The sequence below is a fragment of the Mycobacterium sp. VKM Ac-1816D genome (assembly GCF_000416385.1).
Lineage (GTDB): Bacteria > Actinomycetota > Actinomycetes > Mycobacteriales > Mycobacteriaceae > Mycobacterium > Mycobacterium neoaurum_A.
The window spans coordinates 1-20,891 of record NZ_AOHQ01000130.1 but is presented as its reverse complement, the minus strand read 5'-3'; the positions used below and the strand labels follow the sequence as shown (position 1 = coordinate 20,891).

Here is a 20,891-nt window from a genome sequence, read left to right as displayed (position 1 = left end):
CCCCCGATCATCACACGGTCTCCAAAGCCATCTGGTAGCGACTCTCCTCGCGCGGGTTGATCAGCCGGATCGGCAGCTGACTGTGGCGCGGAGTGTCGATGTAGTTGCTGCGCAGCACAACCCGGCCAACCCCTGGATGTGTGCCCAGATAGGTCGTCGCGTTCGGCCAGGCCACCTTGGCCACCTGCCCGACCCGGCCATTGACGAAGCCGGCGAACTCGCCGAACTGTGGGCCGAGAGTCACCACGCCGCCGGCCGCCGCGGAGCGGATGACGAATTGGGTGAACAACCGGGCATCGCCGAGGTTGATGCTGGAGTCGACGTCGTCGAACGGCATGTACACCGGATAGCGGTCCGCGGTCTCGCCGATGAGCACCCCGGCCGAGCCGATGGGCAGTTCGTAATGCCGGTCGGTCACCGGGCTCTCACCGAGCAGCGCGGCGCGCTGACCGCCGAACAGACAGGAAAAGCCGCGGGGCGTCGTGGGATTGGCGAGCGTCGTCAGCAGCACCGTCGTGGTCGGGGCCTGGCCCGGTCGCAAGCGGACGCGGGTGATGGTGTGGTCGGCGCGAGCAGACCACCAGACATCGGGCCCGCCGGGAGCCATGTAGGCGACCGTGAAACTGCTGCGGCCCTTGATCGACGACCACGATTCACGCTCGAAGCTGATCTCGGTGGCGCGGTCGAAATCGTCGAAGCTGCGGCCACACCGGGCATCGATCCCGTTGCCTGCCAGTTGATCTGCGATGCGCGTCGCGGAGGAGACAAGGTACCGGGCCAGCCCGGAGACACCGGTGTCCCGGCGCAGTGCGGGGCGCCGGGTCGTCTCCGGATCTGCGCGCAGCACGATCCAGGTGCGCCGGTTGGCCGGCGCCGGGTAAGGACCCACCACCTGGTCGTAGAGTGCCACCAGATTGGCCGGCGCGGTCTTGCCGACCCGGTAGCCGGCCGCCACCACGTCGGCCTCCAGTTCGGGGCAGTGCGCGGCGAGCAGGTCCTGCACCAGGCGGGTGTCGACCACATCGTCGGTGAAGGCCTCACCGTCGACGAGCACGGTCGGTGTGAACGGGCGGGGCACCAGCTCGATGAGGGCTACCAGATAGCCGTCCTGCCAACGCACGGCGACGTGGTCACCGGGCATCACGGTGGCCCCGACGGCGGGTGCCGACGGCGGCGGGGGCGGGACGGAAAGCCTGCGCCGCCAGGCGAACAGCGCGGCGATCCAGCCGGTGAATCGCCGACCTCGCACGGTCAGGGTGGTCGCGATGGCGAGCAGGACGCTCAGCGTGATCCCCAGCCACAACAGGTCCAGCGTCGTGAACACCGCGATCAGAGCGGGGATCAGGGTGGCAGCCCACAGCAGATGCCCGGTCGTGAACCGAAAACCGAACTGGCCGAGGAACTCCTTCATCGTCGCCTCATCGCCCGCCGGGCCAGGGCGCCGATTCCCAGCACCAGCGCAAGCCCGACCCCGGTCAGCACCACCATCGTGATGGGGCCGCGGTCCGGCGGCTCGACGACCACCGGCGGCGGCAACTGCTTGACGCGGTACGGGGCGACCTTCGGTCCCTCCGGCACGTCCCAGGTCAGCGCGGCGACCGGGTCGATGACCCCGGCGCCGACGTAGTTGTCCACACCACCGCCGGGGTGGCGCGCGGTCGCGGTGATCCGGTGCATGATCTGCGCTGCGGTGAGTTCGGGGAAGCGCTGCTTGAGCAGCGCGGCCAAGCCCGACACGTAGGCCGCGGCGAACGATGTGCCGGCGATCGGGATGGGGCCGTCGGCACCGGCGAGGGCGTTGACGGGATTGCCGTCGTAGCCCAGGGCGGTGATGTTCTCGGCGGGCGCGGCGGCATCAACCCATGGTCCCGACATCGAGAAGGTGCTCGGCTGGCCGGTCTGCCCGATCCCACCCACGGTCAGGACAAGCGGCGAGTACCAGGCCGGCGAGACGATGGTCTGAATCTGGCGCCACCCGCGCGGGTCGTCGGGTTCGTCGGCTTCCGGCGGCGGATTCTGGGTGCAGTCCTGCCCGGTGTTTCCGGCGGCGACGACCACGACGGCACCCTTGATGTTCACCGCGAAGTTGATCGCCGCCCCGACGGTGGCCTCGTCGATCGGTCGGGTCGCCTTGTAACAGGCGGCCTCACTGATGTTGATGACCTGTGCGCCCAGGTTGGCGGCATGCACGATCGAGCGGGCAAGGCTGCGCAGCGAACCGGCGGTCTGAGTGGTGTTGGGGTTGTTCGGATCCTGGCGCGCGCCCACCGGCTGGAAGTTGTCCGAGGTCTGGCGCAGCGACAGGATGCGGGCATCGGGTGCCACGCCGATGAATGCGTCCGTCGGGGCACCGCGGCCGGCGATGATGGCCGCGGTCAGGGTGCCGTGGGAATCGCAGTCCGACATGCCGTTGCCGGCCTTGTCGACGAAATCGCCGCCGGGTTCGGCGGGTACCCGCGGTGACCCGTTGACGCCGGTGTCGATCACCGCGACGGTCACCCCGGCCCCGGTGGCGAACTTCTGGGCGTCGGCGAGCCGCAGGTAATCGCTGGCCCACGGCTTGTCGGTGAAGTTCGAGTTCGGGAAGACGATCGGCGCCGAGCATTGCCGCCGTTGTTCGGTCGGCTGGTCCGGCCCGGTCTCGTCAGGCGGCACGGCCCCGGCGTCGATCACCGGCGGCTCGACGGCGCCGGCGGGCGGTGCCGTCACGATGAGCAGAGCCGGCGGCGCTGTCAGCAACACCAGTGCCAGGGTGGCCAGCAGCACACCGATGCGTCGCACGGTCTGTTCACTCCCCTTTGCAGTCCCCGGGTGCCGGATGTGCTGGCACATCCCGCAGCAAAGCGAAGGCCGCCGTTCGGCGACGCATCGTGTCACGTCAGCCTAGGTCGGCCTTCGCCAGAGCAAGTTTACGGGGGTGTAGACGGGGTACGTTCCGCTTTCTTGCGTGCTGCTCAGGCGTCCAGATCTTTGGCCACCAGCTCGGCGATCGCGGCCAGGGCGGCCGGATCCTCGGAGCTGACGGTCACCTGGGCTCCGTTACCTGCGCCAAGGGTCATGATCATCAGCGCCGAACCCGCGTCGACCGGCTCCCCGCCGTCCAGCGACAGGGTGACCTCGGCACCGGAGTTGGTGACGGCCTCGGCGATGATGGCGGCCGGCCGGGCGTGCAGACCGATGGCGGATCCGACGGTGACGGTCTTCTCGGGCATGTGTTTCTCTCCTTGTATTCCGGTGTTGGGTGATGCGGTCTCAGGCGGCGACGGCTTGCCGCGGCTTGACGAACTGTTTGGCGGCGACGACCGCGGCGGCGGCCGCGATGGTTCCCACGGCCAGCGACACGAGGAACCAGATCAGGTTGCCGATCGCGAAGAACACGAAGATGCCGCCGTGCGGTGCACGCAGAGTGACGTCGAAGGCCATGCACAGCGCCCCGGTGATGGCACCGCCGAACATCATCGAGGGGATGACGCGCAGCGGGTCGGCCGCGGCGAACGGGATGGCACCCTCGGAGATGAAGGCGGCGCCCAGCAGCCAGGCGGCCCGGCCGTTCTCCTTCTCCGGCTCGCTGAACAGGCTCGGGCGGACCGTGGTGGCGAGCGCCATGGCCAGCGGGGGCACCATGCCTGCGGCCATCACGGTCGCCATCACCTCGAAGGAGGCGGTGGTGGCGGCGGCCAGACCGGCGGTGGCGAACGCGTAGGCGGCCTTGTTGACCGGCCCACCCAGGTCGAAGCACATCATCAGGCCGAGGATCACGCCCAGCAGGATGGCCGAGGTACCGGTCAGTCCGTTGAGCCAGTCGGTCAGCCCGGTGTTGATCAACGCCAGCGGTCGGCCGATGAGCAGGAACATGATCAGACCGACGACCAGTGAGGCGACGAGCGGGATGATGACGACCGGCATCAGGCCGCGCAGCCAGCGCGGAACGTCGATGCGGCTGATCCACAGGGCGGTGAAGCCGGCGATCACGCCGCCGACGATGCCGCCGATGAATCCGCCGCCGACGAACACGGCGAGCGCACCCGCGGTGAAGCCGGGTGCGATACCCGGCCGGTCGGCGATGGCGAACGATATGTAGCCGGCCAGGGCGGGCACCAGGAAGCCGAATGCCAGACCGCCGAGACTGAACAGGATGGCCCCGAAGTACTGCGCCAGTCCGCCGTCGGGGAGGTTGGTCAAGGAGTTGTTCAGGGCGATGTCGTTCGCGACATCGGCGATCTCGTAACCACCGAAAAGGAATCCCAGCGCGATCAGCAGACCGCCGGCAGCCACGAACGGGATCATGTAGCTGACGCCGGTGAGCAGGATCTGTCGGGTCCGGGTGCCCCAGCCGACATTCGACGAGCCCTCGGTGGCCTCCTCGGCCGGACTGCTGCCCTCCACTCGGGCGGCCTTCGGATTACCGGCTGCGGCAACTGCTTCGGAGATCATGGCGTCGGGTTCGTTGATGGCGCGTTTGACGCCGGAGGCGACGACGGGCTTGCCGGCGAACCGGCCGCGGTCCTTCACGCCGACATCGGTGGCGAAGATGACCGCATCGGCCGCGGCGATCGTCGCCGCGGGCAGTGGCGTGCTCCCCGACGAGCCCTGGGTCTCCACGACCAGGTCCACATCGGCACGTTCAGCGGCCAGTTTGAGCGCGTCGGCGGCCATGTACGTGTGCGCGATCCCGGTGGGACACGCGGTGATCGCGACGATGCTCTTCTTCCCGGCCGGAGCCGCGGGTGGTGCGGGGGCGGCCGCCGGCGCGGCTGCGGCCGGCGCTGGGTTCACCACGCCGTCGACCAGTGAGACGAGCTCACCGGCGGTGGAGGCGGCGCGCAGTTGTTCGACGAAGTCCTTGCGCACGAGTGCTCGGGCGAGGCTGGAAAGCAGCTTGAGGTGATCGGAGCCGCCGGATTCCGGTGCGGCGATGAGGAATACCAGGTCGGCGGGACCGTCCGGAGCGCCGAAGTCCACGGCGGGTGACAGTCTGGCGAAACCGATGGTGGGGGTGTCGACATGCGGGGACCGGCAGTGTGGGATGGCGATGCCGCCGGGCAGGCCGGTGGCCGACTGGGCCTCGCGGGCCAGCGCCGCCGCGATCAGGCCGTCGGTGTCGGACGTGCGGCCGGCACCGGCGAGCAGGCCGGCGAGTCGGCCGATGACGGCCTCCTTGTCGGTCCCGGCGTCGGTGTCGAGCAGCACCAGGTCGGTCGTGATGACCGGAGCGGAAGTGGACATGACCAAACTTTCTGTGGGAGTCAGGATTCGGTGTGTGCGGGGGAGATGGCCCGCACGGGGACGGCATCGAGGTGGAGCTGGTCGGGCGAGGGCAGGGCGGAACCGGGCAGCGCGGCCGCGGCACTCCCGTAGGCGACCGCCATCCGCAGCCGCTCGGCCGGGTCGGCACCGGCCTGTTCGGCGCGCACATAACCGGCCAGTGACGAATCCCCGGCCCCGACGGTGCTGCGCGGGGTGATCGGCGGTGAGCCGGCCAGCCAGCTGCCCGACGGATCCACCAGTACCGCACCGGCGGCACCGAGGGTGACCAGCACGCTGCGGGCGCCACGGTCGACCAATTGCCGGGCCGCAGCGATCACCGGACCCGGATCGCCCTGGGCCGCAGCATCTTCGAGCTCCTGGCCGGAGGTTCCGGTCAGCCCGGCCAGCTCATCGGCGTTGGGTTTGATCAGGTCGGGCGCGGCGACTCCGAATGCATCGGCAAGTGCGGTGAGCGGGGCGTCGGAGGTGTCGACGGCCACCCGGCAGTCCGATCCGGCGAGTTCGGCGACCACGTCGGCGTACCAGCTCGTGGGCACACCCGGCGGCAGCGAACCCGAGAGCACCACCCAGCTGGCGGTGCGGGCGGCGTCGATGACCGTCCGGGTGAGCGCCTCGAGCGCCGCGGAATCCAACGCCGCACCGGGCGCATTGAGTTTGGTTGTGGTGCCGTCATTCTCGGTGACGGCGATGTTCGTGCGTACCGGCGCGGGGACGGCCACGGCCTGGAACGGGACGGCCGCGGCACGCAGCGCGGTCAGGATCGGATCGTCTGCCGCGGCAGGCAACACGGCCACCGCGTCCAGGCCGGCGAGGCCGAGCGCGCGGGCGACGTTGACACCCTTGCCGCCGGGCTCGTCGGTGACCGAGCTGATGCGGTGTACCGCGCCGCGGGTGAGGGTGCCCGGCAGCGTGACCGTGCGGTCGATACTGGGGTTCGGTGTGACGGTGACGATCATGCGGTGGCTCCTGCGCAGATGATGTCGATACCGCAGCCGCTGAGTTCGGCGTGGGTGTCGGGGCTGATCTCGGTATCGGTGATGATGACGTCGACGCTGGACAATTCTGCGAAGCTGTGCAGTGCCTCGCGGCCCATCTTCGACGAATCAGAGGCCACCACAACATAATTGGCGCAGTTGACCATGGCCCGCTTGATGGCGGCCTCCTCGGCGTCGGGGGTGGACAGACCGTGCCGCGCGGTGATGCCGTTGGTGCCGATGAACGCGATGTCGACCCGCATTTGTTCGAGCGTCTGCAGGGCCTGTTCGCCGACGCAGGCCTGGGTGAGGCCGCGGACCCGACCGCCGAGCACCTGCAGGGACACCGATGGCACGGTGGACAGTCGGTCGGCGACCGGAATCGAGTTGGTCACCACCACCAGTTCACGATCGGTCGGGATGGCCGCGGCGATGCGGCTGGTCGTCGTGCCGGCATCCAGCAGCACGCTGCCGCCACCGACGGGGAAGAACTCGGTGGCCGCCGCGGCGATGGCGTCCTTGTACGGCGCTCGGGTGGTCTCGCGTTCGTCGACGTCCTGCTCGACGAGGTGCAGTGCCCGGGCCGGGACGGCGCCGCCGTGCACGCGTCGCAACAGGCCCGCCTTGTGCAGGACGGCGAGGTCGCGACGCACGGTTTCGGTGGTGACGTCGTAGGTGGTGGCGAGCTCGGTGACCGAGGCGCGGCCGCGCTGGAGGACCAGGGCGGCGATGGCCTGCTGGCGTTCCTCGGCGTACATCGGGCTCCGTCCACGGGTTGCTCGATCTGTTGAAATGTTGATATGTGTGGTTTTACGCTTGCTTCTGTTGACTTGTCAATGCTTTCTTGTAATCTGAATCACATGAGTTCCCCTACAGTGACCGACCCGAAGGTCCTTCACGGTGTCCCGGTGGTTGCGGGTGTCGCCTACGCGCCGGTGATCCGTCCCGGTGCCCGGCCGCAGGTCACCGAACAGTCGGCGGCCGAGCTGGCCGAGGCGGACCGGCCCGCGGAGGTCGGCCGGCTCAAGGAGGCCGCCGCGACGGTCGCCACCAGACTGCGCGATCGTGCCGGACATGCCACCGGTGTGGCATCGGAAGTGCTGGCGACCACCGCCGCGCTGGCTCAGGACCGCGCCTGGCTCGGCGATGCCGAGAAGCGGATCAACGCGGGCAATCCGGCACCGCAGGCCGTCGGCGCGGCCATCGCCAAGATCGCCGACGCGCTGTCCAAGGCCGGCGATCTGATGGCCGAACGCGTCACCGACCTGCGCGATATCCGGGACCGGGTGCTGGCCCAGCTCGCCGGTCTTCCCGAACCCGGCGTCCCGATCCCGGACAACCCGTCGGTGCTCTGCGCCGAGGATCTCGCACCCGCCGACACCGCCGGGCTGGATCCGCGGCTGGTCGTGGCGTTGGTGACCACCCTCGGCGGGCCGACCAGCCACACCGCGATCATCGCTCGCCAGTTGGGGATTCCCTGCGTGGTCGCCGTCGACGGACTCGACGAGGTGCCGGTCGGTGTACCGGTGATGGTCGACGGCGCCCTCGGCACCGTGACCGTGGCGCCGGACGCCGCCGAGGCCGAGCGGGCGGTCGAGACCTCCCGGGTCGAGGCGGATCGGGTAGCCCAGTGGAAGGGCCCCGGCGCGACGTCCGACGGGCATTCCGTCGCGGTACTGGCCAATGTGCAGGACGGTGCCGCGGCGCAGGCCGCGCGCCAGACGCCGGCCGAGGGTGTCGGGCTGTTCCGCACCGAATTGTGCTTTCTGAACCGCGATACCGAGCCTTCGGTGGACGAGCAGGCCAGGATCTACGGCGAGGTGCTGAGCGCGTTCGAGGGTCGCAAGGTCGTGATCCGCACTCTTGACGCCGGTTCGGACAAACCGCTGAAGTTTGCCGGTCATCCCGACGAAGCCAACCCGGCGCTCGGGGTGCGCGGCGTGCGGATCTCCTTCGGTAACCCGGGTTTGATGACGCGTCAGCTCGAGTCGATCGCGGCTGCGGCAGCCGCCACGGGTTCCGATCCCTGGGTGATGGCCCCGATGATCGCCACCGCCGATGAGGCGAAAACCTTTGCCGATCAAGCGCGTTCGTTCGGATTGACACCCGGTGTGATGATCGAGATCCCGGCGGCCGCATTGTTGGCCGGCCGGATCCTCGAGCACGTCGACTTCCTGTCCATCGGTACCAACGATCTGGCCCAGTACACGATGGCCGCGGACCGGATGTCGGCCGAATTGGCCACGCTGACCGACCCGTGGCAGCCGGGGGTGCTCGCGCTGGTGGACATGACGGCCAGGGCCGGTGCGGCGGCGGGTAAGCCGGTCGGCGTGTGCGGGGAGGCGGCGGCCGACCCGATGCTGGCCTGTGTCTTGGTGGGCATGGGCATCACGTCGTTGTCGGCGGCGGCGACCGCGGTCCCGGGCGTCGGTGCCGCGCTGTCCGGGGTCACCTTGGAGCAGTGCCGGGCCGCTGCCGAAGCGGTCCTATCCACGGCGAGTGCGGCCGATGCGCGCGCGGCGGCATTCGAGGTCCTCGGCTGAGACGCAACTCGCCGCGAGCGTGCACGGTGTGCACGGCTCGCGGCGAGCCGGTGAAAAGTACTGCTAGAACCAGGCTTTTCGGCCACCGACCGGGCGTCCGACAGCGCCGAGGATCCACAGCACGACACCGACGACCACGAGGATCGCTCCGATCGTGTACAGGATCGACAGACTGGTGAAATAGCCGATGATCAGCAAGATGACGCCGAGGATGATCATGATGATTCCCATCCGTAGAAGTGTTGTCGGACCGGTGAATTGCCCCATCCGTAAAAACTCAAACCATGATCGTTCTTGAGCGCGCCGATGGGAATGAATCGGACCGCGGTCCGGTTATCTGATACATGCCTGCCATCACCGTCGATACCCTGACTCTGCCCCGAATCGCGGGGCCCGCCCCCGCCGAGACCGACCGGCCGGTCCGGTCGCTGACCGCCGGCCCGCGCGGCTTCGAGGGCGAAGGCTTTCCCGTGGTGCGTGCGTTCGCCGGCGTCAGCGCCGCCGATCTGGATCCCTTCGTGCATATGGACCAGATGGGCGAGGTCGAGTACCAACCCGGGGAACCCCGGGGTACCGACTGGCATCCCCACCGCGGATTCGAGACGGTCACCTACATGCTCGACGGCCGTTTCGCTCACCAGGATTCCCACGGCGGAGGCGGTCTCATCACCGATGGCGCCACCCAGTGGATGACGGCGGGCTCGGGGATTCTGCACATCGAGACACCGCCTGCCGAGCTGGTCGAAAGTGGTGGGCTGTTCCATGGTGTGCAGCTGTGGGTGAACCTGCCGCGCATGGACAAGTTCGCCGCCCCGCGCTATCAGTCGATCGAGGGTGCCACGGTCGGGTTGCTGTCCTCCGAGGACGGCGGCGCACTGGTCCGGGTGATCGCCGGTGAGATCGACGGACACCAGGGGCCGGGCAGCACCCACACGCCGATCACCCTGACGCACAGCACCATCCAGGCCGGCGCGCGCCTGAGCCTGCCCTGGAACCGTGACTACAACGCACTGGTCTACATCCTGTCCGGGCGCGGCACCGTCGGTCCCGTCGGTCACCCCATCCAGCAGGGACAGCTCGCCGTCCTCGGTCCCGGTGACCGCGTCGTCATCACCGCGGACGAAGGGCAGGACGCCCATCGCCCGGCGCTGGAGGCACTGGTGCTCGGCGGGCGACCGATCCGTGAACCGGTGGTCCAGTACGGACCGTTCGTGATGAACACCCGCGCCGAGGTCCTGCAGGCGCTCGACGATTTCAACGCGGGTCGGTTCGGCTCCCTGCCGCCCGATGCGCTGATGCCACACCGGGTCGGCTGAGTGTTTGCTGTGTGTCGACGGCCGCGTCATCGCGCAACGAACGCCGCATGGCGGGGCCTGCGGGCTGTGGCAGAATTTGACTGTGCCGCATACAGCCAGCAGGGGTCCGGGTCGTCCGCCGGCGGCAAAAGCCGCCGAGACCCGCGAGCGAATCCTGCAGGCCGCGCGCGAAGTCTTCAGCGAACTCGGTTACGACGCAGCGACATTCCAGGCGATCGCGGTCCGGTCTGATCTGACGCGGCCCGCCATCAATCACTACTTCCCGAGCAAGCGTGCGCTCTACCGCGAGGTGGTCGAGCACACCAACGCCGTCGTGGTGCAGACCGGAATCGAACGGGCCCGTTCGGAGACCACGCTGCTGGGCCGATTGTCGAAGTTCTTCGCGATCGCGGTGCAGGCCGACAGCAAGGACCGCTCGGCTGCGGCGTTCCTGGTGACCTCGGTGCTGGAGGCGCAGCGGCACCCGGAACTCAGCCAGGACGACCACGACCCGTTGGCCAGCTCGCGGGAATTCGTGAAGTGGGCGGTCGGCGCGGCGGTCGACAACGGTGAGCTAACCGCCGATGTCGATATCGACACGGTCGTCGAGATGCTCGTCGCGGTGATGTGGGGCATGGGTTTCTACTCCGGATATGTCGGTACCCATGACCGATCCGAGGCGGTGATCGCCCAGTTGGAACTGCTGCTGGCAAACAAGTTGTTCCGTCCGGTCGGGTAACTGGGTTCGCCCGCAACACATCGTCGAATAGGCAACCTAACCTTCGCCTAGCATGGGGTGATGAGTTCACTGCGCTCCCATGACGACACCTGGGATATCGACACCAGCGTCGGCACCACGGCCGTCATGGTGGCGGCTGCCCGGGCCGCCGAGACGGCGGCGGCCGACCCGCTGATTTCCGACCCGTACGCGCGCATCCTCGTCGACGGTGCCGGCGGCGGACCGTGGAGCATGATGCTCGACGAGGATTTCGCCGCCCGCGCCGAGGAGATCGATCCCGAGGCGGCGGTCCTCTTCGCGCATATGGGCAACTACCAGGCCGTGCGCACCCGGTTCTTCGATGATTATTTCGCCGAGGCCGGTCTGCGGCAGGTGGTCATCCTGGCCTCGGGGCTCGACTCTCGCGCGTTCCGGCTCTCCTGGCCCGCGGGCACCACGGTCTTCGAGATCGACCAGCCCAAGGTTCTCGAGTACAAGCGACAGGTGCTCGCCGAGCATGGTGTCCAGCCGACGGCGACCCGCGTCGAGGTCGCGATAGATCTGCGCCAGGACTGGCCGGCCGCACTGCGTTCCGCCGGTTTCGATGACACCGTGCCGACGGCGTGGCTGGCCGAGGGGCTGCTGATGTATCTGCCCGGTGACGCGCAGGACCGGCTCTTCGAGCAGATCACCGCGCTCAGCGCGCCCGGCAGCAGGATCGCCGCCGAGACGGCGCCGATGCAGGCCGAGGAACGTCGGGCCCAGATGAAGGAACGATTCGACCGCATCAAGGAGAAGTTCGGACTCTCCGACAGCATCGACGTGGGCGAGCTGATGTACAACGACCCCGACCGGGCGGATCTGGCGCCGTGGCTGGCCGGACACGGCTGGGACAGCGCCGCGGTGAAGTCCGCCGACGAGATGCGCAGGCTGAATCGGTGGGCACTTCCGGAGGGCCCCGACATTCCCGAAGACGACGCGTTTTCGCAGTTCGTCACCGCGACGAGGCGCTGACGCGGATCGGTATGGGTCCGAATCGACCCTTACGGAGGGCCCAACCAACTGGTTAGGATCGAGTTTCCCGGTCAGGAAGGACGGTCCCATGACCACCCATGCCGATGCGCCCACGACAGGCCTCGCCACCGACATCCCGGCGGTCGTCGCCCGAATGCGCGCCACCTATGCCACCGGCCGCACCCGCGACCTGGAGTGGCGGCGCACGCAGCTGCGCGCGCTGGAGCGCCTGGTCGTCGACAACGAGGAGGCCATCGCCGCGGCGCTGAAGACAGACCTCGGTCGGCAGCCCTTCGAGGCATGGTTGGCCGATGTCGCCAGCACCGCCGCCGAGGCCGCCGATGCGGCCAAGAACGTCGGGAAGTGGGCCAAGCGCCGCTACCGATTGCTGGAGCTGTCCCAGCTGCCGGGTATGGGATGGGTCGAGTACGAGCCCTACGGCGTGGTGCTGGTCATCGGCGCGTGGAACTTCCCGTTCGCACTCACCCTGGGCCCGGCCGTCGGCGCGCTGGCCGCCGGTAACACCGTCGTGCTCAAGCCCTCGGAGTTGGCCCCGGCGTCCTCAACGTTGATGGCCGAGCTGGTGCCGCGCTACCTCGATCCGGATGCGGTGGCTGTCATCGAGGGTGACGGCATGGTCAGTCAGGAACTGATCGACCAGGGTTTTGACAAGATCTGCTTCACCGGCGGTACCGAGATCGGACGCAAGGTCTACCAGGCTGCCGCGGCCCATCTGACCCCGGTGACCCTCGAACTCGGCGGTAAGAGCCCGGTCATCGTCGCCGCCGACGCCGATATCGACGTCGCGGCCCAGCGCATCGCGTGGACCAAGCTGATCAACTCCGGCCAGATCTGCATCGCCCCGGACTACGTGCTCGCCGATGCCTCCATCCGCGACGAACTGGTCACCAAGATCAAGGCCGCGGTGCAGACCTTCGAAGCGCAGGCCTCCGGTGGGAAGCGCATCGTCAACCGCCGGCACTTCGACCGGCTGGCCGCCGCGGTGGCCGCGACCGAGGGCGAGGTCGTCATCGGCGGTGGCTCGAATCCGGACGCCCTCGAGCTCGAGGCGACCGTCGTCGTCGATCCGTCGCTGACCGAACCGCTGATGACCGACGAGATCTTCGGTCCGGTACTGCCCATCGTCACGGTCCAGAACCTCGACGAGGCAATCGAATTCGTCAATGCGCGACCGAAGCCGTTGGCCGCCTATCTGTTCACCAAGGCCAAGGCCGTCCGTGAGCGCGTGATCCGCGAGGTGTCCTCCGGTGGCATGGTGGTCAACCACCTGATCTTCCACTTCGCCACCACCAAACTGCCTTTCGGCGGTGTCGGTCCGTCCGGCACCGGCGCCTACCACGGCCGCTACGGCTTCGAGGAGTTCAGCCACCGAAAGTCCGTGCTCACCAAGCCCACTCGGCCGGATCTGGGCAAGCTCATCTACCCGCCGTACACCGACAAGGCGTGGAAGCTGGCCCGCAAGCTCTTCTGAACCGGCGACCCCGGGTCCCGATGGCCCGGTCTCGCGCCGTATACAGAGATGGATCGTCTGGACAGCTGAGCCAGTCAAGCGTGTTGAGAGAGGAATCCCATGCCCGGAGTGCAGGATCGTGTTGTCGTCGTCACCGGAGCCGGTGGTGGTCTCGGTCGTGAGTATGCCCTGACGCTGGCCCGTGAGGGTGCCAGCGTGGTGGTCAACGACCTCGGCGGATCCCGTGACGGAACCGGGGCCGGCCACAACATGGCCGACCAGGTGGTCGAGGAGATCAAGGCGGCCGGCGGCCGTGCGGTGGCCAACTACGACAGCGTCGCCGAGCCCGAGGGTGCCGAGAACATCATCAAGACCGCCATCGACGAGTTCGGCAAGGTCGACGGTGTGGTCAGCAATGCCGGCATCCTGCGTGACGGCACCTTCCACAAGATGACGTTCGAGGCCTGGGACGCCGTGCTCAAGGTGCATCTCTACGGTGGCTACAACGTGATCCGCGCCGCGTGGCCGCACTTCCGTGAGCAGAGCTTCGGCCGGGTCGTGGTGGCGACCTCGACCAGCGGCCTGTTCGGCAACTTCGGCCAGGCGAACTACGGCGCAGCCAAGCTCGGCCTGGTCGGCCTGATCAACACGCTGGCTCAGGAGGGCGCCAAGTACAACATCAAGACCAATGCCGTCGCACCGATCGCGGCAACCCGGATGACGCAGGACATCCTGCCGCCGGAGGTCTTCGAGAAGCTCACGCCCGAGTACGTCGCTCCCGTGGTGGCCTACCTGATGACCGAGGAACTGCCCGACACCGATTCGATCTTCATCGTCGGCGGCGGCAAGGTGCAGCGCACTGCACTGTTCCAGAACGAGGGCATCACCTTCGGTGAGGTTCCTTCGGTCGACGATGTGGCCGCCAAGTGGGGCGAGATCACCGATCTGTCGACAGCCCAGCAAGCCAGCTTCAAGCTCGGATGAAAGCGCTTGTAGCACAGGAGCTCACAGGGCCGGCCGGGCTGGTCTACACCGATGTCGATGATCCGGCGCCGGGCGGTGACGCGGTCATCGTCGATGTCGGCGCATCCGGGGTGTGCTTTCCGGACCTGTTGTTGACCCGCGGTGAGTACCAGCTTCGTTTGGAGGCTCCGTTCACCCCCGGCCTCGAGGTGGCAGGCACCGTGCGGTCCGCGCCGGCCGACTCCGGATTTACCGTGGGACAGCGGGTTTCGGGCTTCACCATGATCGGCGGATACGCCGAACAGGTCGCGGTGGCGCCGGACTCGCTGCAGCCGGTACCCGATGGCATCGACGATGCCACCGCGGTCTGCCTGCTCGGCAACTACACCACGATGTTCTTCGCACTGACCCGTCGCGGCGCGCTGCAGGCCGGGGAGACGGTGCTGGTGCTCGGGTCCGGTGGCGGCATCGGCGTGGCCAGCATCCAGTTGGCCAAGGCACTCGGGGCCAAGGTGGTTGCGATGGTGCACCGTCCCGACGCGATGGATTTCGTGGCCGGACTCGGCGCCGATGTCGTGCTCCCGCTGGCCGACGGATGGCGCCAGGCGGTGCTCGATGCCACCGGTGGCCGCGGTGTCGACATGGTCGTCGACCCCGTGGGCGGCGACGCGTTCGATGATGCGGTGCGGGTGCTGGCGCCCGAGGGGCGGCTGCTGGTCATCGGATTTGCCGCGGGCGGCATCCCCACCGTCAAGGTTAACCGGTTGTTGCTGCGCAATATCAGCGTCGTCGGCGTCGGCTGGGGCGAGTTCGCCAGGGTGACCCCCGGGGCCGGTGCGGAGATGGCGGCCGGTCTTTCCAAATTGGTCGAGGAGGGGTTGCGCCCGCCGGCGCCGGTGCGGTACCCGCTGTCGGAGGGGGCTGCGGCGCTACAGGCGTTGGCGGACGGCAAGATTCACGGCAAGCTCGTCCTGGAACCGTAGTGCACGGCCTGCGCGCACTGGCGTTCGACGTCTTCGGCACGGTGGTGGACTGGCGTTCCAGCATCATCGCCGAGCTGCAATCCTTCGGAGCCCGAAATGGGCTGCAACGGGATTGGGCGTCGTTCGCCGATGCGTGGCGGGCCGGCTATGCCCCGGCGATGGATCGAGTGCGTCGCGGCGAGTTGCCGTGGACCCGCATCGACGATCTGCACCGCACGATCCTCGTCGATCTGCTCGGTGGCGCCGCGGTGGCCGAGGCCGATATCGACGAGCTGAACAGGGCCTGGCATCGGCTGGTCCCATGGCCGGACTCGGTGGCGGGATTGCAACGCCTCAAACAGCGGTTCGTGATCACCACGCTGTCGAATGGCAACGTCTCGCTGCTGACGAACATGGCCAAGAGCGCCGGGTTGCCATGGGATTGCGTCATTTCCGCCGAGCTGTTCGGCCACTACAAGCCCGATCCCGAGGCGTATCTCGGCTGTGCACGGCTGCTCGATGTGGCGCCGCACGAGCTGATGCTGGTGGCCTGTCATCCCAGTGACCTGCGCGCGGCACGAGACAGTGGCCTGCGCACCGGTTACGTCAGGCGACCGCTCGAACAGGGGCCCGGCGGCCCGTTGCCCGAGGTCGAGGATGGCGAATTCGACGTCATTGCGCACGATTTCATCGACCTCGCGCGCCGGTTGGGTGCCTGAACATGGGGACGCTCGGCATCGTGGCCGTCGCATTGGTGATCGCCGTCGGCCTGGTCGGCATCATCGTGCCGATCCTGCCGGGCGGGTTGCTGGTCATCGGTGCGATCGGTGTGTGGGCCTATGTCGAGGGCACGACGACCTCGTGGGTGACCTTCGGCATCGCCGCGACACTGTTCGTGGTGTCCGAGATCGTCAAGTACACCTGGCCGGTGCAGCGCATGCGACGGGCCCAGGTGCGTACCTCGGTGCTGGTCGTCGGAGGGCTCGCCGGCATCGTGGGTTTCTTCGTCATCCCGGTGATCGGACTGCTGATCGGATTCGTGCTCGGGGTGTATCTCGCGGAGCTGGCGACCCGCCGCGACCCGACCCGCGCGTGGGCCTCGACGGTGCACGCGCTCAAGGGTGTCGCGCTCTCTGTGGGTGTAGAGCTCACCGGCGCGCTGCTCGCGACGGTTGCCTGGGTGGTCGGAGTGCTGGTCAGTTAGTCAGCCGAGACCGCAACCGGGTCAGCTCGTCATCGGTGATTCCCGCGGACTGCAGGAAGCCCGATACCGATCCGTAGCGTTCGTCGCGGACCCGATGCGCGGCCTCGAGGTACTCCTCGCGCACCCCGAGCACCGCGTCGGTGAGCCGCGCCTCGATGAAGGCCGACGCAGCCGGGTCCTCGCCGGCGCGGGCCTTCACCGATTCCATGATGCTGTCCCGCAACTGGTCGATCGCCTCATTGCTGCGCAGGAAGTCGATCATGATCGCCTCACGCGGTACGCCGACTGCCTCCAGCACCGTGGCCACCGTGAAGCCGGTGCGGTCTTTACCGGCGAAGCAGTGCGCGATGACGGGGCGACCGTCGGCCAGCATCGAGATGACCTGCCGGACCGCCACCTGCGCACCGGTCAGGGCGGGAAACTCCTCGTACACCTCGGTCATATAGCGCTTGGCCGCCTCGGCGACGTCCTCCCCCTCGGGGGATTCGGACATCACCCGCTGGAATGTCGCCTCATGCGGGGCATCCTGGGCGGAGTCATCCTCGAAGTGGAACGGCAGGTGATGCAGCGCCACGTCGGCGGGCACCTGACCGGCGCCGCGCCGCTCGAGCTCACGGCGTGACCGCAGATCGGCGACATCGTTGATGCCGAGCGCCAGCAGGGTGGACCGGCCCTCGTCGGTGAGCTTGCTCAACTCACTGGACCGGAACAGCAGTCCCGGCCGAATGCCGGCGGACTCGGCTACATCGCGAAAGTTCCAGGCTCCAGTCAGTTCCACGATCTCTACTGTGTCACAGCGTGTTCGAGGGGCGGCAGGCCGCCGCCGCGAACGCCGACTTCTCCTTGCCGAGTTCGGCGCGTGCGATCGTCCGCATGTGCACCTCGTCGGGGCCGTCGAAAAGTCGCATCGCGCGGTGCCAGCCGTAGAGGCGGGCCAGCGGGAAATCATCGGATACCCCGGCGCCGCCATGCACCTGGATGGCGCGGTCGAGCACGTCGCAGGCGACCTGCGGCGCCACCGACTTGATCTGGGAAACCAACACGTGGGCGGCTTTGTTGCCCTCCTTGTCGATCGTCCAGGCGGCCTTCTCGCACAGCAGCCTGGCCTGGTCGATCTCGTTGCGGGACTTGGCGATGGACTCACGCACGACACCCTGCTCGGCGAGCGGCTTGCCGAACGCGATGCGCGTCTGCACGCGGTCGATCATCAGCGCCAATGCACGTTCGGCCGCGCCGAGGGCGCGCATGCAGTGGTGGATGCGGCCCGGGCCCAGCCGCGCCTGGGCGATGGCGAACCCGCTGCCTTCCTCGTGCAGCAGGTTTTCCGCGGGAACCCGGACATTGTCGAACACGATCTCGCAGTGCCCATGCTGGTCCTGCCAACCGAAGACCGGCAACGAGCGAAGGATGGTGATTCCAGGGGTGTCGATGGGCACCAGGATCATCGACTGCTGCTGGTGTGCAGCCGCATCGGGATTGGTGCGGCCCATGGTGATGAGCAGCTTGCAGCGCGGGTCCGAGGCCCCGGTGATCCACCACTTCCGGCCGTTGATGACGTAATCGCCGCCGTCGCGCAGGATGGTGGTCTCGATGTTGCGGGCATCGCTGGAGGCGACGGCAGGCTCGGTCATCGCGAACGCAGACCGGATCTCGCCATTGAGCAGGGGCTCGAGCCACTGCGTGCGCTGCGCCTCGTTGGCGAACAGGTGCAGGGTCTCCATGTTCCCGGTGTCCGGTGCGGCGCAGTTGAGCACCTCGGGGGCGATCTCCATGCTCCAGCCGGAGAGCTCGGCGAGCGGGGAGTACTCAAGATTGGTCAGCCCGGACTCCGAGGGCAGGAACAGGTTCCACAGACCCGCGGCCTTGGCCTCGGTCTTGAGCTCTTCGACCACCGGCGGCACGGTGTGGTCCTTGGGACCCTTCTCCGCGCGGTAGGCGTGGTAGGACTCCTCGGCGGGGAAGACATTCTCGACCATGAAGTCGGAGAGGCGCTTGTGGTAATCAGCTGCTTTTGCCGACATCGCGAAGTCCATGCCGCCACGATATGCCACCTGGTTAGATAAGTGAACGCGCGGGTCCCCATCGACGGGCTGATGTCACGGCGCGAGGCGAGCATCGACGACGTCGCCATCACAGCGGGGCAGCGGCGCCTTCTCGGTCCCCGCCCGGACGCCGAGCACGGCACGGATTCTCCAGTGTGGTGACGGCGAGCGCCCCGGCAAGCAGGGCCAAGCCGATGACCGATCCGGCCACGGCGGTCCAACCGGCGGCGTCGAACGCCACACCGCCCAACCAGCCCAGCGCACTGGATCCCGCGTAGTAGAACAGGTTGTAGAGAGCCGATGCCTGTGCCTTGGCCGTTCCGGCACGGGCGCCCACCCACCCCGAGGCGACGGCGTGCGCACCGAAGAAGCCCGCCGTGGCAATCAGCAGTCCGGTCAGCACCACGACGAGTTCGGTGCTGATGGTCAGCGCGGTGCCGATGATCATGGTGGTGATCGAGGCCAGCAGGACCGGTTTGCGCCCGAATCGGCTTGCCTCGGCACCCGCGCGCGCCGACGCCCAGGTGCCGGCCAGATAAGCCAGGAAGACCAGGCTGACGACGGTCTGGGGTAGGTCGAACGGTGCGGCGGCCAGTCGGAAGCCCAAGAAGTTGTAGAGCGCGACGAATCCACCCATCAACAGGAAGCCCTGGCCGTAGAGGACGAGTTGCTGCGGTGAGCGCAGGTTTTCGGCCAGCCGCGTACCGAGCCCCTTGATGCGGGCCGGCCGGAAACCACGCGCCCGCGGGGCGAGCTTGACGAACGCCATTGCCGATAGCGCGCACAGCACCGCAACGGTGACGACCCCGATGCGCCAGCCGGCGAACTCGGCGACGGGGCCGGTGACCAGCCGGCCGGTGAGGCCGCCGATGGTGCTGCCGGCCACGTAACTTCCCGCTGCCCGCGCGGCATGGCCGGGATCGATCTCCTCGGACAGGTAGGCGATGGCGATCGCCGGTACCCCACCGAGCATGAGCCCCTCCAGGAAGCGGCCGGTGAGCAGGAGGTCCGAGGTGGGAGCGAGCGGGACGAGCAGGCCGAGAAGCGTTGCCGCCGTGATCGAAACGGTCATCGCCTGAACCCGACCGATCCGGTCGGCGACCGCCGCCCACGGGATGACGCCGACGGCGAGTCCGACTGTTGCTGCCGAGACGAGCAATGCAGCGTGCGCGGCGCCGGTGCCCAGGTCGGCAGCGATCATGGGCAGCACGGCCTGCGGTGAATACAACTGCGCGAATGTCGCGACACCGCCGAAGAACAGCGCGGCCAACAGCCGTCGGTACTCCTTGGAGCCACGCTGATGACCCGGCCAGTCGGTGGGGCTCAGCGTCGTCGTCACTCAGGCGAGACTAGGAGGATCCTCGCAATGTGTCTAATGTATGAACTTCTGTCAGATCATGCAGATTATGCATGATGAACTCGGCCAGCCTGGCAGCAGCAGGCGGTAGTTCACCATCCGGCCGCCAAGTCAGACCCAGTTGACGTTTGGCAGTGGGTTCGGACAGTGGGATGTAGGCGGCTGCACTGTCCATGCGATCGGGGTGTGGAACCGGGACGACCGCGACGCCGAATCCGGCGGCCACCAGGCCCTCGACCGTGGGAATCTCCATGGCTTCGAAGACGATCGTCGGCGCGATCCCGGCCGCGACGCAGAGCTCATCGGTCAACTGGCGCAGGCCGAATCCCGGCTGTAGCGCAACGAAGGGTTCGTCGCCGGCGTCGGCAAGTCGTAGACGGCTGCGCCCGGCGAACCGGTGATCGCGGGGTACGGCCAGGCACAGGCGCTCACCGTAGAGCACCCGCCACGGAAAGCCCGCAGGCCGCGGTGAGGTAATGGCAAGGTCGACGTGCCCCTTGTCGAGCCGATCGAGGATGTCGAGCGTGGCACCCTGGAACAGTTCGAACTGCACGTTGGGGGCTTCGGCGCGGAACCGGCGCAGGAGGTCAGGGACGAATCCGCCGGCCTGTGAGTGTAGGAACGCGAGTCGCACGGTACCGGTGTCGGGATCCCGCAGGGCGGCGATACGCTCTGTGGCGCTGGTGATTTCGGCAATGCTGCGGCGCGCGTGATCGAGCAGGATGGCGCCGTAGGTGTTGAGTCGGAGGCGACGGTTCACACGGTCGAACAATGGTGCGCCGATGCGCGCCTCCAGGCGAGCGAGGGCCCGGGAAAGGGTCGGTTGGCTGATGCCCAATTCGGCCGCGGCATCGGTGACGTGCTCGGTCTCGGCGAGCGTCACGAACCAGTGCAGTTCGTCGAGATCCATGGCTGGAGTGTAGAGGCGTTTGCGCGGTGGCCGATGCCGTGGTGCGGACCCCTTGCGCGAGTTCTTCGTTCGGCGTAGTGTCGAACACAAGTTCGAATGCGCCGTGGTTCCCGATCCTGGGATTTGGTGAGCCGCAGACCGCGACTTCGGTCGCCGCGAGGTTCGACGGT

20 protein-coding genes are annotated in these 20,891 nt (G+C 68.0%); 9 read left to right on the top strand and 11 right to left on the bottom strand.

The annotated features are described in order from the left end of the window. Positions 1-10 precede the first annotated feature (10 nt). The 6 genes from eccE to G154_RS08880 form a co-directional block, all read right to left on the bottom strand. Positions 11-1,411 (bottom strand): type VII secretion protein EccE, encoded by a 1,401-nt coding sequence (gene eccE, locus G154_RS08905; RefSeq protein ID WP_019512273.1) that lies wholly within the window; start codon positions 1,409-1,411, stop codon positions 11-13. Continuing rightward, a complete protein-coding gene (mycP, locus tag G154_RS08900) occupies positions 1,408-2,781 on the bottom strand; it encodes a type VII secretion-associated serine protease mycosin (RefSeq protein ID WP_019512272.1) in 1,374 nt (457 codons plus the stop codon). Before mycP ends, eccE begins: the two co-directional genes overlap by 4 nt. Before the next feature lie 173 nt (positions 2,782-2,954). Then, a complete protein-coding gene (locus G154_RS08895; RefSeq protein WP_019512271.1) occupies positions 2,955-3,212 on the bottom strand; it encodes an HPr family phosphocarrier protein in 258 nt (85 codons plus the stop codon). 40 nt (positions 3,213-3,252) lie between these two features. Further along, on the bottom strand, positions 3,253-5,226 hold the full coding sequence (locus tag G154_RS08890; protein WP_019512270.1) for a fructose-specific PTS transporter subunit EIIC: 1,974 nt from the start codon (positions 5,224-5,226) through the stop codon (positions 3,253-3,255). Positions 5,227-5,246: 20 nt separating this feature from the next. Further along, the gene (gene pfkB / locus G154_RS08885) at positions 5,247-6,224 is read right to left on the bottom strand and encodes a 1-phosphofructokinase (protein WP_019512269.1); all 978 of its coding nucleotides are present in this window, start codon (positions 6,222-6,224) and stop codon (positions 5,247-5,249) included. Next, positions 6,221-7,000: a DeoR/GlpR family DNA-binding transcription regulator gene (locus G154_RS08880; RefSeq protein ID WP_019512268.1), complete on the bottom strand. Its 780-nt coding sequence runs from the start codon at positions 6,998-7,000 to the stop codon at positions 6,221-6,223. Before G154_RS08880 ends, pfkB begins: the two co-directional genes overlap by 4 nt. Positions 7,001-7,042: 42 nt before the next feature. Here G154_RS08880 and G154_RS08875 point away from each other — a divergent pair, with 42 nt between their 5' ends. Continuing rightward, positions 7,043-8,785, top strand: coding sequence for a phosphoenolpyruvate--protein phosphotransferase (locus G154_RS08875; protein WP_023985079.1), 1,743 nt, complete (start codon positions 7,043-7,045; stop codon positions 8,783-8,785). Positions 8,786-8,848: 63 nt separating this feature from the next. Here G154_RS08875 and G154_RS26360 read toward each other — a convergent pair whose 3' ends face one another. Further along, complete coding sequence (locus G154_RS26360; protein WP_019510572.1) at positions 8,849-9,016, bottom strand: DUF6131 family protein; 168 nt, start codon at positions 9,014-9,016, stop codon at positions 8,849-8,851. Positions 9,017-9,129: 113 nt separating this feature from the next. On the opposite strand from G154_RS26360, the gene G154_RS08870 reads away from it, so the two are divergent. The 8 genes from G154_RS08870 to G154_RS08835 all read left to right on the top strand — a co-directional run bounded on the left by G154_RS08870 (position 9,130) and on the right by G154_RS08835 (position 16,412). After that, a complete protein-coding gene (locus G154_RS08870; protein ID WP_019510571.1) occupies positions 9,130-10,101 on the top strand; it encodes a pirin family protein in 972 nt (323 codons plus the stop codon). Between the two features lie 82 nt (positions 10,102-10,183). Continuing rightward, positions 10,184-10,819, top strand: coding sequence for a TetR/AcrR family transcriptional regulator (locus tag G154_RS08865; protein ID WP_019510570.1), 636 nt, complete (start codon positions 10,184-10,186; stop codon positions 10,817-10,819). 60 nt (positions 10,820-10,879) lie between these two features. Further along, on the top strand, positions 10,880-11,812 hold the full coding sequence (locus G154_RS08860; RefSeq protein ID WP_019510569.1) for a class I SAM-dependent methyltransferase: 933 nt from the start codon (positions 10,880-10,882) through the stop codon (positions 11,810-11,812). 88 nt (positions 11,813-11,900) lie between these two features. Next, a complete protein-coding gene (locus G154_RS08855; RefSeq protein ID WP_019510568.1) occupies positions 11,901-13,304 on the top strand; it encodes an aldehyde dehydrogenase family protein in 1,404 nt (467 codons plus the stop codon). A gap of 99 nt (positions 13,305-13,403) precedes the next feature. Then, complete coding sequence (locus G154_RS08850) at positions 13,404-14,267, top strand: SDR family oxidoreductase (RefSeq protein ID WP_019510567.1); 864 nt, start codon at positions 13,404-13,406, stop codon at positions 14,265-14,267. Further along, positions 14,264-15,229 carry an NADPH:quinone oxidoreductase family protein gene (locus G154_RS08845; protein WP_019510566.1) on the top strand — a complete coding sequence of 322 codons (966 nt, stop codon included), beginning with the start codon at positions 14,264-14,266 and terminating at the stop codon, positions 15,227-15,229. Before G154_RS08850 ends, G154_RS08845 begins: the two co-directional genes overlap by 4 nt. Beyond that, on the top strand, positions 15,229-15,927 hold the full coding sequence (locus G154_RS08840) for a haloacid dehalogenase type II (protein ID WP_019510565.1): 699 nt from the start codon (positions 15,229-15,231) through the stop codon (positions 15,925-15,927). Before G154_RS08845 ends, G154_RS08840 begins: the two co-directional genes overlap by 1 nt. A gap of 2 nt (positions 15,928-15,929) precedes the next feature. Beyond that, the gene (locus tag G154_RS08835) at positions 15,930-16,412 is read left to right on the top strand and encodes a DUF456 domain-containing protein (RefSeq protein ID WP_019510564.1); all 483 of its coding nucleotides are present in this window, start codon (positions 15,930-15,932) and stop codon (positions 16,410-16,412) included. Here the strand turns inward: G154_RS08835 and G154_RS08830 are convergent. The 4 genes from G154_RS08830 to G154_RS08815 all read right to left on the bottom strand — a co-directional run bounded on the left by G154_RS08830 (position 16,405) and on the right by G154_RS08815 (position 20,721). Further along, on the bottom strand, positions 16,405-17,193 hold the full coding sequence (locus G154_RS08830; protein ID WP_031601247.1) for a tyrosine-protein phosphatase: 789 nt from the start codon (positions 17,191-17,193) through the stop codon (positions 16,405-16,407). The genes G154_RS08835 and G154_RS08830 overlap by 8 nt on opposite strands. 10 nt (positions 17,194-17,203) lie before the next feature. Further along, positions 17,204-18,433, bottom strand: a complete 1,230-nt coding sequence (locus G154_RS08825) for an acyl-CoA dehydrogenase family protein (RefSeq protein WP_162269049.1) — start codon at positions 18,431-18,433, stop codon at positions 17,204-17,206. A gap of 109 nt (positions 18,434-18,542) precedes the next feature. After that, positions 18,543-19,793: an MFS transporter gene (locus G154_RS08820; protein ID WP_019510561.1), complete on the bottom strand. Its 1,251-nt coding sequence runs from the start codon at positions 19,791-19,793 to the stop codon at positions 18,543-18,545. Positions 19,794-19,803: 10 nt separating this feature from the next. Beyond that, on the bottom strand, positions 19,804-20,721 hold the full coding sequence (locus G154_RS08815; protein ID WP_019510560.1) for a LysR family transcriptional regulator: 918 nt from the start codon (positions 20,719-20,721) through the stop codon (positions 19,804-19,806). Between the last annotated feature and the right edge of the window lie 170 nt (positions 20,722-20,891).